The organism is Pseudooceanicola pacificus (genome assembly GCF_009789075.1).
Classification (GTDB): Bacteria; Pseudomonadota; Alphaproteobacteria; order Rhodobacterales; family Rhodobacteraceae; genus Pseudooceanicola; species Pseudooceanicola pacificus.
Genome location: NZ_WNXQ01000018.1, coordinates 1 through 13,340, shown reverse-complemented (window position 1 = coordinate 13,340; position 13,340 = coordinate 1). Strand labels below are relative to the sequence as shown.

The following is a 13,340-nucleotide window of genomic DNA, read 5'->3' as shown; positions in this document are numbered from 1 at the left end:
GCGGCCAACCTCCCGCGCTGGTCTATTGGCAAAGAAATGATATCAACCAACCCGATCAGCAGGTGCAACGAGTAGCTTAATTTACGCCAGATCCTGTCCAAGAGATGGGGAGTAGCTCAGAAAACGCTCGTATGGGTGCGGCCTTTAGTGGACCTTGGGCTGCGTATGCGGCGCTGCAGTTCAGCTTCCCTGTAGGACCGGCAGCAGCCTGGCGAATGCGTCCGGCGCCCCCGACGACGGCACGAGCAGGTGCCGCCCGTTCCGCAGAAGGGTCTCGAGCTGGACGTCGGGGCCCGGCCGCCGCATCGACTGGGCATCAATATCCGGCGCCATCTTCACTGGGACGAATGCAGGGACGCTTGCGTCTCCGAGCTCGCCTTCAAGTTACCGTCGCCAGACGGTCAGAAGCGAACGGCAGATGCCATGCCGCCGCGCTGTTGCTGAGACTTGCCGATGTCCCCGATAGCTTTCCTCGATTATCCTTTTTTTGTTGGCATCGCTCCAGTGCCGACGACGCAGCGTATCCTCGGTGGGCAGGATCTCAACTTGGGGTGCGAAAATAAGGTCGACCATAACGTCGGATTTATCATCGCTTCCAACGCCCCGTCAGGCGGCCCCAGCCGAAGGGTTACGATGTTAGTATCGCATGCGCCTACGGATCATTGCCTCATTGTCCTGCCACTCGGCCTCAGCGATATACTTGCGAACCATCTCGCGCAGGATTCTCGCCATGCGTGGGTGCTCGAACTCGCAAGCTTTAGCCCAGCCCTCATATTGATCCGCCAGCTCGCGCTCTTGCGCTCCGCCTTCACCCCGCCAAGTCGCACCGCGGGCATTGTAGCGCCCAATTGTGATGCCGCGCTCAATCTCGACGCTATACAAGTCATTGACGGCCTCTCGTACAGGTTCACAAGGCCATGATCCATCTTCTCCCAAAGGGGCGTGTGCGAGGATTTCCCCGATCTGATAATCAAGCATGGCGCGATGACCCGTTAGCTCACTGATGCGCCTTGCCTCGATAATCCATTCCTTCAGTTTCTCTGCGTGGATGACACCGTGTTCATCAACCCCAGGCACTGAAGAAAGTGCGTCAATAAAGGTGTTGGCGTTTCTGGCGGCCGTCTTCTGCTCATCGGTGGTTTCCGCATCCTTGGGTTCGTTCTTTCCCCTGTAGGCCATGCGAATGGCCTCGCAGAATAGAGACGGGTTGTCGTTTACCTCGGCCTCAAGGTTAGGAATACGCCCTCTATCGAACCTAAAGACCTCCAGATACAGGAACTCCAGACCAGCCATCCTCTCGCGGTCAATTGTGCCGCGCGAATTGAGGATCTTGAACACCTCCTCAATGGAGTGTCGATCCATCGAGGATGCTCCCCGCTCCGCTTCGTCGCTTCGGGGAAGAGCCTGCAGGATTTCGTAGAGCTGCTCGGACTCGATGTTTTTCAGGTCCAGATGGATGAATTGCAGCGCCGTTAGACCGCGTCGGGCTTCAATTAGTTTTGTTACAGCGTAGCGTAGCTCATCTTCTGTCTGCCTCGCCCAGTGTGCGGACACAGTCTTCCAGTACCCTTCGGACACTGCGCGGCTTGAAGCTTCCACAGCGTCCCAAACTGTCTGCCCAAACCGGCAAAGGCAGAACAGGCGAACCAGCTGATCATCGGTCAGTTCGCCGCGCAATCCATTGATAAAGCCAACCGCGTTCTTGTCACCCAACGAGAAAAAGAAGCCGTCCAGCAGGAACTGTAGCTTGGTCGAAGTCAGGAAGTCGGGATCGCCAACGATGCGCCGGATAAAGGCGAGCTGATCCGCCTCGGAGCTCATGATCTGCGCGAGGTTGTTACCCACTATGTGCGAAGCATTCCCAGAAAGAGCAAGGCGTACGGCACCAGGAACACCTTCCTGCGCCAACACAGCTTCGACGCCCGCCTTTCGTTGTTTGGCGATGCGCACGTCTCGTGCCTCGAAGTCGTGCTCATCGTTGTGAATATCTTCCCACGAGTTCTCTACCCATGAATTCTTGAACAGCCACGCGTGCTTCCAGACGATATCGTCAGGCTCCAACTCGTCATAGATATCGCGCGCCTCGTTTACCTTAGCTTTCGTAGCCGTCTTCGACGCTCCCTTCTTGCTCAGGCGGCGGGCACTCCTGCTAACACCCACGCGAATTTGCTCCCTTAACCAAGCCCGATCCTCGTCGGTGGCCGCTTTTGCCCAGTCGACCACGCGATCCCACACGCGAGCGCGATAGTCGTCTCCAAAACCCTCCAGACCATCCACCAAATCAGCAAGTTTCTCTCTTGTCATTGGTGTCCAAGAAAGGGCCACCTCAAGGCAGTGTTCTTCGAATTTCCAGCGCTCTCCGTTGGTCACCACTTCTCCGCTACCAAAGGCATAGTCCCTCCATTTCGGCTTTACGCTGTAGTGGCCGGTCCGCGACCGTAAGTCATACTGGTCCTTCGCAACCGCCCATCCGACTTCGGGAAAGTGCTTCACCAATTGATCCAGGGCTGCAATCCGCTGCTCTACGTTGGCGGAGGTTTGGGGCATCCAGCTACGGAAGATCGAAAGCAGGCTTTGCATCGCGCTGTTGCCGCTACGATCCTCAGGCTCCAGTTCGCAAAGCTTTGCAAGCACATCCACGACACGAGGGAGGTATTCCGGCGACCATGCCAACAAATCCAGTGCCCACAGTAGGCCAACTCGTGGATTACTGGAGAACAGGGGGTCACCGACCGGGCGCATCAAAACTTGTGTGCTCGGATCATTTCTGGCCAAGTCCCGCTCGATAATCCCCAGGAACTCTTCCGGCGCGGCCTCAGCATACCGCTGAAATTCATCGGATTGAGACTCTATTGTCTCGCCGTCCATGCTTGCGAAGAGCTTTCTCACCAGGAGCGTTGCCTGAGATTGTGTATCCACCCCCAGTTTATTCCTGAAGAGCCCGTTGCCGTGCATCGCCAGAATAACCAAGCTATCGGCGATGCCTTCTCGCAACGCAGAAGATATGTCGCGGGTCTTGCCGTGGATACTCGCTGCCCAGCGTTCACTTTCTGGAAGTTCGAGTGAAGGATCGGGCTCCGAAAGCACGAGGTCAGCAGCCTGATAGAAGCGTTCAAGGTCTTCGGGCGTCACCCATTGATGCACCGCGTAGAGGGCGTCAATCTTGGACACGATCCCTCGGAACGAACCTATCGACCAGACGGGCGAACTCTCGATTGGCAACAGATTGCCGAGCTCCCTCTCGACCTCCGCATATCTGTCCTCACCCATCAAATGGCAAAGGACAATTCGATCCGCTTCGTTGTCATTCTTCCATGCGCCTGCCAGCATGAAAGGAAACACTGAGCGCGCAAGCGCCTTGTCAGCGCTCCATGCCGGTGACTTGATAGCCTGATCCCGCGCCAGGCGGCGGCGCAGCACCGTGAGAGACCGGCCCGACTCGTCCTTGAGGCGTTCTATCCGATCGCCGTCCAGCCCCATCGTTTCGAGGCCTTTGCGGAATGCTTCTCCGCTGAGGGGATCAAGAACAATATCAGCCTCGCTTTGTACCATTGTGCGCGGCACGATTGATATTCCACCAAGGCGCGCTCCCGTCTCAGCCAGTTCAACCTCGGTTTCGCGGTTTGTAACAATCGGTATGAAGCGGGACGACTTGTTGGCGAGTTCGGTTAGTGGCCCGGCTTCGGAAAAGACGGCCACGCGGTCGCGTATCGCTAAAAGTTCAGGGTCGTCTCCGCTCAACATCGCGTAAACAAACGCAAGACCTTCCAGCACGGAGTCCGACGCGATCCGAAGCGTTCGATCCTCCCCACGCAAATGTGCAAGGAGCTTCTTGCCAGCAATAATCGACGCTTCGTCAAATATGTGCGGCGTAAAGGCTGGGTCGCAATCCGCATTCCACTTCACCCAGCAGCGCTCAAGTGACTTCGTGCCACGAAAATCTTTGCCGTTTTCGTTGGCGAACCAAACCTGAGCAGGAATAGACTGTTCCATCCATTGTTCGAGGTTGCTGGAGTCCAGAACGACGACATCTTTCCATTGCTTCTTGGGCAGTTGCGCCGTTTGCCAGGCATCCTTTCCTGACCAACGTCTGGGCGTAACAAAGACAAACGTCGTTTTGAGCCTCTCGGCTTTGGAGGTGGCTTTCACGCTCTTGGAAAAGTCACCGTCGGCTTTCTCTTTGATATTTTTGTTTGTTCCGAACTCCCAGCCTGACGCGCCAGTAGGTATCCACGGATTTCCTGTCACCGTCACGACCTTTCCATCCCAGCCAGGACGCTGGGAGTCATCATGAGCGGGGAAGTCCACTTTCTGAAGGTCGTCACAGGTTGAGTGAAGCAGTATCCTCAATAACGCGGCCAACTTGGCGCGTGAATCCACGTTATTAGCCCACTGCTCGATGTCATTTGCCTTCGGGGCAGCAAAAGGCGGCACGAAGCTCCTTACGGCGGTCATGTTTGTCGTTGATGCACTCATTCCGGCATCGAAAACACTCTGCATCGCAAGCAGTTCACTCGCGCTCACGCCAAATGCTTTCTCAAGCTTCATGGCCATTTCACTTGAAAGGCGTGCGTTACCGTTCAGAAGATTCGACAGGGCGGGCCTTCCGACGCCAATCGCCTTGGCGGCTTGGGTTACGTTCATCCCCTTCGGGATGACATTGCTCTTGATGTATGGGCCGGGATGATCCGCCTTGGCGATTTTGCTCGACATGTTCCACTCCCGAAGCAAGTTACGCTACCGGAACTGTATCGTGTAGCGCGACACGATACAACTTGTTTATCTTCGCATCCTTCGTACCTCGGTGTAGGGGGCTTTGATCGGGATTAGCGCTCGGGTGGAAGGCGGCTTTTGCAGTCGGCACGGGATGCGCTCGCACGGGTGGCGAACTTCTGCTTTCGCTCGCTCCGCCGGGACGATGCGAACGGCCCTGACCGGCCATTGAAGCAGCCTTCTGATGGTGCAGCGCGGCTTCCCCAGACCGGTCGTTCGTGCATCGCGCAGCATTTTCGTCCCACGTAGACCGCAGCGCGGACGGAGCGGGCTTTCGCCGCGGAATCGCGAATGGCTGCCTCAGGATGGTGCCGCAGCTAAAGATCGCTGAAGGGAACCTTGCGCTGCGTGGATTGATGCTGCCCCAAGGCTCGCCAGGCGCGGCGTTCCGAAACCCCAAGCGCCACTTCCGTCCATGCCGTGGTGGCGATGAATCATGTTCAGCGAGGGACGTCGAGGCCGGAGTTTTCAGCACTCTGTTAAGGCCTCGTAGACGGTTGAAATTATGAGAAACTCTCGTAGGAATGGAAAGAGTAGTGTGAAAACGCCTTCAGGGCGGCCAGAAAGGCCATCGTATCGTAGCCCACCCGGCTCCGAAAATGCGGCCACCAATATGTAGCTCGGAAACTATTGTGCAAATTGACTTTAGAAAGATTAGGACGATTGATGGCAAAGCTTCTGCCGGATTCGAAGAACTCGTGTGCCAACTCGCTGGCTTGGAGCCGAGACCCGCAGGCACCCGGTTCCATCGTAAAGGTCCAGGAAAAGACGGTGGCCTTGAATGTTTTATACGCTTCGCCGATGGCACCGAACATGGCTGGCAAGCCAAATACTCTTGGGCGTTTGATAACAACTTGGAACGCAGCCTAAGTGCGTCCATCCAAAGCGCTCTACAGAAGCATCCGAATCTAACGAAGATCTTCGTTTGCATCCCTTTTGATCGGTCTGATCCAATCTCAAAAAAGGAAACGCAACTGGAAGCGTTCGAAGACTGGCGCACGAAAGAAATCGCTGCTGCTGGCTCTCAGGGTCGCCAACTCGAAATAGATCTTTGGGACGCTTCCGCACTAAAATCCAGGCTGACGAATCCAAGCGGGCATCATGCGGGGCGCATTCTGTATTGGTTCGACACCCAGTTTCTCGCTCCCAGTTGGTTTCAGGATCAGTTCGAGCGGAGCAAAGCAGCTTTGGGCCAGCGGTACACAGCCGAAACCAGTGTGGAGCTCCCCATCCGCCGCGCCCTCCTCGGAGCTGCGCAAAACCCCGAGCTTTTGACGTCACTCCGCGATCATCGCAGCAAGCTGCAAGAAGCTACTAACGAGTTCCTTGCGAAATTTGAGCTTTCAAGGGAAGCCATCGATACGATGACTTCACTTGGTGCGCTTTTCGACGAGGTCGATCGACTTCCTCACGATGCTTGGCCGGTCGCCCACTGGCGCAACGTGGTGTCTCAAGGGCTGGAAATAGTAGACCAAGAATATCACGATGAGATCCGTCGGGTATACGCCGAAAGCAGTGATGAGGCGGAAAAGAAACAAGACCAGTCTCATCATGCACGCCGTACACTCGAAACACTGGAACGAGTTCTCGTGACGCTGCGAGCCAGTGAGTGGGATATGGCGATCACTCCCCATTTGCTGATCACCGGAGAAGCGGGCACTGGCAAATCCCACTTGCTCGCTGATGCCTGTAGCCATCAACTGACAAAAGACCGCCCGGCAGTTCTTCTGCTCGGCGGCCAGTTGACCGATGCCGATATCTGGCCTCAGATTTCGAACCAACTCGGTCTGCCTGTCTCCTACACCAGAGATCAATTGCTTGGTGCTCTCGACGCTGCCGGCGAGGCGACCGGCGTTCGTACCCTGCTTTGCATCGACGCGATCAACGAACGCAGAGGACGCGAGATCTGGCCCGACCGCATAGCCGCTTTCCTAAAAGACGCTGAAGCCTATCCCAACGTGGTTGTTGTTCTGTCCTGTCGCTCAACTTATCTGCAACAGATCGTGCCGCCAAACCTGGACAAAACCAAGTTGCCGCGCCTAAATCACTCCGGTTTCTCGATGCGTGACGCCCGCAAATTTCTTTCTTTGCGCAATATCCTGCTGCCAGACCAGCCTTTCCTACCAAGTGAACTCCGCAATCCACTATTCCTGAAAGTCTGCTGCGATGCACTGGATCGCCAAGGCGCGCGGCGCTTCCCTAAAGGGCTTCAGGGCGTCACAGAAGTTTTCGAAATGTATCGAGATTCACTCTGCGATGCCGTGGAAGCTCGTTTGAAGCTTGCTCCTCGCCGAAGATATCCAGCCAAAGCGATCGAAATCCTTGCGGGCGAAATCGCCAAGACTACTGATCCTATCATCGATTATGAACGTGCAGCTGAACTTCTCGCTCCATTCTGCGGAACCAGTCCAAACCTCGACAGTGATTTACTCGAAGCACTCAGCGACGAAGGGCTACTCGCAATCGAACCGATCAGCGAGAATGGTGAAGATAAGGATTATGTCCGCTTCAGCTTTGAGCGGTTCGGCGATCATGTGGCTGCGAAAGCCATCCTTGACGCGACGCTGTCCGACGGCGTTCTTCCATTACCACTTTCACCCGATGCGCCTCTCTCAATCGCTTGCGACCACCGGAGTACGCCGCAAGGGGTGCTTGATGCCCTTTCCATCCAGTTGCCCGAAAGAACTGGCATAGAGCTGACGGACGCCTTCGAAAAACCAAAGGATCGGCTGCATTATTGCATTTCCACAGAAAACATTGCCTTACGTCGACGCGAGAGCGTGACAGCTCGAAGCCTTGAACTACTGGAGAAGTGGGCCGATCCCGATGACATTTGGAATACACGTATTCACCTCGCCCTCGGCAGGGAAGGATTGTTCGGACTGGATACATTTCACGACGAACTTACGGCTCAACCGATGCCGGAGCGGGATGCTGCATGGTCGATATATGTAGGGCAAGCTGCCGACAATGGCCGGGAGGGTGGCCAAGAACTCGACACACCGCTGCACGATCTAATGGATTGGGCAATGGATGCGAGACTTGGGACCCTGGATGACGAAGCCGCAAAGAACGCCGCGGTCATCCTGACCTGGTGCCTATCTACTACTTTTCGGCGAGCGAGGGATCGCTCGACTAAGGCCTTGGTTTCCTTACTGGTCGCCGCGCCCAAATGTGGGCCAGAATTGGTTCGTCGCTTCGAAACAATCAATGATCCCTACATTGGCGAAAGGCTTGCCGCAGCGATGTACGGCGCGGCCTTGCAATCCGCTTGGGACGATACCGAGCTTGCTGGTATCGCTCAAACGATCGCAGAACGATATTTCGTTCGGAACAATCCGCCAGTAGACATTCTCTGGTGCGACCATCTCGTTGGGCTTCTCGACTATGCCAGGCATCGCGGTTGTACCCTGAACGTTCCCACTGACACCCGCCTCAAACCTCCGTTCAACAGTCCTTGGCCACTTGAATACGCGCCTAACATGGAACGCGGCAACGATCCGAGCAATTCGGCAACCTCTTGGGATATTATCGACTCAACTGGAGACCACGGCGATTTTGCAAGGTATGTCATTGAGTACGCGGTACAGGACTGGGCTGCCGGCAGTCGGCAATCTGCTCTTCCAACGGTAGCGGAACTGTATCAAGCATGGCGAGCTGAGTTCGATGCGTCCTCTACCGCGGGTGAACGAGCTCTTGTTGATGATCTTATTGCACTTCGATCTTCATCGAACGACTGGGCGTACCCCGGTACCGAGCAAGGAAAACGCCATAAAACGCTGGAAAGGCAACTGAGTAAGCTCCTCGGCGATCAGCGCTACGAAGACTATCGTGTCCACGCTGGACATTGGTCGACTGGACGCTCTGCTACTTGGGGAGCAGACCGTGCTGCCCATTTCAACCAAGGCTGGGCGCAGCGCTGGATCTGCCGTCGAGCGCATGCCTTGGGCTGGAGCCCTGATTTGCATCACGACTTCGACCGCAGCTGCACAAGCGATAGAAACAATCATACGAAGGAACGGATTGGCAAGAAATATCAATGGATCGCTTTGAGGGAGTTGATGGCGCGCATCTCTGATAACTGCGGAACCGTAGCGGGCGACCGATCACAACCCCTTCGTGACACTGTTCACAAGCTTCGCGACATGGATCCGAGCCATCTCATGACGAAAAGTCACGACTGGGGCTGGGCAGGGTTCAATGAGCCCACCTTTTGGATGCCTAAGGTGCCCATTCTGTCACCACGCTCTGCCGAAGAGGCGTGGGAATGGTTCGAGAGTGAGCGAGATTTTCTGGACGGCGAGGAACTGCTCGATCTAAAACCCGATGTGACGGGTCAAAAATGGTTGCCACTTCAAGACTTTCAGAGCTTCAGCGGCGCAGGCGCCTCAGCGCAATCTGCCCATATCAATACAAAGACTTGGCGACGGCTAACGTGCTTTGTCGTTCGAGAGAATAACTTTCCAAAAGCTTTGAAACACCTTGAGGGTCAAATGCTGACAGCAGATCATGACCTCGGGTTTCCTACGGAAACGTGGTCGGATGATTTTCTTGGTGAGTTCGGATGGCGTTCAGAAATTGACGACGAGTGGACCTACGAATGGGCTCGAAAGTGGATCGAAAAACCGTCCCCCGCATGGGTCACGGCTCCTGTTGGGGGACGCGGCCTTACATTTGGCCTTCGGCAAGAAGCGAGTGGATACAACTTCAGCTTAGTGCAGAATTTGAGCGTGATACTACCTTGTCCTTGGCTGATGCGAAGCTTGAATATGTGGCTTAAGGATGGGCGCGATCTGATCTATACAGATCCGAATGGTAGAGAGATTTACAAGGATCCGTCGGTCTCGATGCCCGGGCGAAGTGCCGGACTCGTAGACAGGGAAGTCTTCCTGAGCTTTATTACCGAAAAGGCACTGAGCCCGATCTGGGTAATCGGCGGCGGCAAGGAGCTATACTCCGAACGAAAAGAAGCATTTGGCCAGCGGTGGTTCACGAGCATTTGGATGCTCGAGGATGGTGTCTTTCGGCAATGTACCCAAGCTACCGATGAGACACGCCAGCGTCGTGAAGATGACTCTGGCTAAGAAAGCAGAATGTTCGGCCTGGCTCTGAACGACCGCTTTATTGCCTCCACATAGTGTTTTTTCACCTGCCGCGAACTTCTGGAGTTCGCCCTTACAAGCCAGGTCGACCACCTCCGCAAACAGGACATTTTCGTTGAAAGATATCGGAACCGTTGGCACCGTAGCGGTGGCTACAATCGCGGCACTGCAACAGGTAGACGACCTGGTTGTGATCGTTCCCGGGAAGACCTGTGCCATGCAAAACCTCCTGCCGGTTTCTGTTCACATATCCGGGCTTCGTGGTCTTCCCTGCATCACGGCCAACGGCCCTTCGGCGGCGAGCTGATTCCTGCTGTGGCGGCCAGCTTGCGCCCAAGATCCAGCCTTCGACGGCGGCATATCCAGCGATTGCTTCCGGCTGGGGCGGTTGAAGAGCTGCCCTAAGCACTCCTGTCAGGTCTGCGTCCTGCAACCAGCGCGCAATGGAGTAGGCGTCGTGCTGGTCCTGGGTGCGGTTCGCCCCCGGGTAGTTGGCACTCCAGAGCCGCGGATAAGCCTCGACGATCACGGATTTTCCTGTGGCGGGCTCCCAACCATCGAAAGGCCAGAAATGCAGCCCCGGATGCGCGGATCGGATGCGCCTCAGCCAAGGGATCCCAGCATGGGTGGATTTCGCGACAGAGCCCTGAACGTCAAAGTGAAACACCGATTTCGCCGAGCCGGTTGCCTCTTCCGTCAGTCGGCGCCATTCCCGCTCGCCACTGCGCGCGGCACCGTTTCCGACACTCCCGTCTCTGACGAAATCCACATAGGTGTGCGGGGCATCCGTGGGCCAATGAGTGCAGAAATCCTCCAGGAAGACATCCCAGTCCGGGGCGAGACCATGCCTTTCGAAATAACGCATGGGGAAAGAGAAGCCGTGATCGATGCCGACGATGGTTGGAACGCCGGACTCGAGTTCCGCGATCAGCCACTCGGCCAAGCCTCGGCGCGTCCAGTATTTCCTTGGGTTGGGTGGAGGCTGGACCTCGACCGGTGTCCCATCGTCTCGGGTTTCATAGACCCTGAGGCCTTTCAAGCTGGATTCAGCCGTCTGAGCTCCTGAATAGTCGATGCCGATCGTCCGGCGAAACAAGCGACCTTCGCCCGTCATTCGAAGCTCGCCCGAAAACTTGTGGCGGTCAGCGAGACGTGTGCGTCCAGCGGGGGGCGCAACTCGAACGCCTTGGGATCCCGGGCGAAGTCATGGAGGCGGAAGAGATGCCAATGGTCGCGCCTTTCTTCCGCCACCTCCAACTCGTTGCGCGAGATATGGAAGGGCGTGCGTTCCCATCCGTTGGTTGTCTTCACCTCAATCAGACGATCCTGCCCATCAGGCGTGAAGCTGGCGATGTCGTAGCCCAGACCGTCGCCGTCCTCCTTCGATACCCATCGGACGCGCCGCGCGAGATCGTCTCGGCCATACGAGTTCAAGGTCGCGCGCTCGTGGTGAAACACACGCTCTTCTCCGGCGGAGCCGAGGGCGCGGTTGCGCTCATCGCGTCCAGCGGCGTCAAAGCGGCGGGCGATACGCTGCATCTGTTCCAGCTCGTCCGGCGGCGGTGCATTCCGGAGGGTGGGGGCTACGCCGACAAAAATCGGTGCGGGTTCAGCCATCTGGCGCTGCTCTTTTCGATGCAACGCGATCTCCCAGTCCGGATGTTGCGCCAGCCAGCGGGCTGCAGCCTCGGCGAGCGCCATCTGGAAGTTGAACCGGGGCGCATAGCCCTGGATGATGGGCAACCCGAGGCCGCGCATGGCAGCGGAGACGTTGCACATCTTGAACTCGATGGAGCCCCGACTGCGGTCGATCTGGTCCTGCAATGTGCGGTTCTGCGCTGCCTTGTTGTAGCGCCGCCCCGATAGCTCGTCGCTGAGCATCGAGAAATACGCTGCCACCACAGCGTCGTTTTCGAAATCGGACCAATCCGTTGTTTCCATGTCGGCACGGTAGGAGGTGCCGAATAGCTTGTCATTCCGAAAGGTGACGCTGTGTGGAAGCGCCGAACATGTGTCTGCGCGATGGGTCATCGGCATTGATCGGACAGCGAACCAAGTGCCGCGAATAACGGACCTATCTCCGCGATTCCGGATTTCATGTGAAATCTTCTTCCTCCCCATAGCACTCGGCCAACCTCTTGAGCGCGACGAAACAGGAGACCCGTCATGAAGAGCTGGAGACGATCGCGCAGAGAAATCTGAAGCGCGACAATCACCGTCAACTGAGGGCCCAGCCGTCCCAACATCACCGATATCGCTGACGTCGGCGCATGACGTTGCGTCACTTCGATTCCCGCAGAAATCCCGATGAACGCACTTCCCGGGTACGGGCCGGCGGGTGATCGAACCGATGCGCGTCGGCTGGCGGAAACCATCATCTCACGGAGCCCAACAGCATGGCAAAGCTCGTAGCCGATCCTTTCACCACGATCGCGGACCTTCGCGACACTTACATCACGACACCCCGCGACAAAATTCTTCAGCAACATCTCGACCGTCTGCTGCGGCACGACGCCGAAGGGCAGCCTCTGGCAGAACCCGTGACGTTTACGTCGACGGGAGACACGCACGGCATCGTCCTGGTCGAAGGTCCGGGTGGTGGAAAGACGTCGCTGGTGCATCATGTCCTGAAGAACCACCCCGCGTTGCAGAGCGACGACCCCGCGTGCAAGCCATGGGTCGGAGTTCGGGTACCGAGCCCCGCGACCCTGAAGAGCCTCGGCCTCGAAATCTTGAAGGAGACCGGATACCCGGAGGTCTCGCCAAAGCGCAAGGAATGGGACATCTGGCGGCTTGTCCGCTTCCGCATGCAGGAACTCGGCACGGTCGTGCTCTGGATCGACGAGGCGCACGATCTGTTCAGGGCGGGCAAGGGCATCGAGGATATCCTGAAGATGCTGAAGTCGATCATGCAGGGGGAGGGGGCGGTCATCCTCATCCTCACCGGCATCGACTCCCTGTGGAACATCGCGTCCTACGACGATCAGGTCAAAAGGCGCTACTCCAAGGTCACACTTCCTGCGATCTCCGCCTCCACCCACGAGAAGATGCTGCGCGGCCTGATGGACGGGTTCTGCATGAAGGCGGTTCTTGAGCCCCCGGCGCCGCAGCCGGATCTGATCGCACGGCTTGTCTACGCGAGCCGCGGCCGCTTCGGGCGCTGTAGCGAGAACATCATCGCCGCGATCGAAGTGGCGCTTCTGAACGGCGACAGCCAGCTTACGGCGCAGCATTTCGCGCATTCATGGGCCATGCAGGAGGGTGTCATGCCAGGCAAGAACGTATTCCTGGCGCCGCGGTGGGGCGAAATCGACCTCACCAAACTCCACGAGGCCGCGTGAGGTTTGAGCTACTCCCCATCTCTTGGACAGGATCTGGCGTAAATTAAGCTACTCGTTGCACCTGCTGATCGGGTTGGTTGATATCATTTCTTTGCCAATAGACCAGCGCGGGAGGTTGGCCGCC

6 protein-coding genes are annotated in these 13,340 nt (G+C 56.9%); 2 read left to right on the top strand and 4 right to left on the bottom strand.

The genetic code is table 11. The features are described 5' to 3' along the window. Positions 1 to 384 precede the first annotated feature (384 nt). The gene (locus tag GLS40_RS18060) at positions 385 to 573 is read right to left on the bottom strand and encodes a transposase (protein WP_235905982.1); all 189 of its coding nucleotides are present in this window, start codon (positions 571 to 573) and stop codon (positions 385 to 387) included. A 63-nt stretch (positions 574 to 636) separates the two neighbouring features. Continuing rightward, positions 637 to 4,713, bottom strand: a complete 4,077-nt coding sequence (locus tag GLS40_RS17715) for a HigA family addiction module antitoxin (protein WP_160383885.1) — start codon at positions 4,711 to 4,713, stop codon at positions 637 to 639. A 692-nt stretch (positions 4,714 to 5,405) separates the two neighbouring features. Between GLS40_RS17715 and GLS40_RS17710 the strand changes: the two genes are divergently transcribed. Beyond that, entirely contained in the window at positions 5,406 to 9,857 is a 4,452-nt protein-coding gene (locus tag GLS40_RS17710; RefSeq protein WP_160383884.1) for an NACHT domain-containing protein, read from the top strand. 91 nt (positions 9,858 to 9,948) lie between these two features. On the opposite strand, the gene GLS40_RS17705 is transcribed toward GLS40_RS17710, so the two are convergent. After that, a complete protein-coding gene (locus tag GLS40_RS17705) occupies positions 9,949 to 10,989 on the bottom strand; it encodes a hypothetical protein (protein ID WP_202076303.1) in 1,041 nt (346 codons plus the stop codon). Next, a complete protein-coding gene (locus tag GLS40_RS17700) occupies positions 10,986 to 11,816 on the bottom strand; it encodes a DUF3883 domain-containing protein (protein ID WP_160383886.1) in 831 nt (276 codons plus the stop codon). Before GLS40_RS17700 ends, GLS40_RS17705 begins: the two co-directional genes overlap by 4 nt. A gap of 455 nt (positions 11,817 to 12,271) precedes the next feature. Here GLS40_RS17700 and GLS40_RS17695 point away from each other — a divergent pair, with 455 nt between their 5' ends. After that, the gene (locus GLS40_RS17695) at positions 12,272 to 13,216 is read left to right on the top strand and encodes a TniB family NTP-binding protein (RefSeq protein WP_160383883.1); all 945 of its coding nucleotides are present in this window, start codon (positions 12,272 to 12,274) and stop codon (positions 13,214 to 13,216) included. Positions 13,217 to 13,340: the final 124 nt, after the last annotated feature.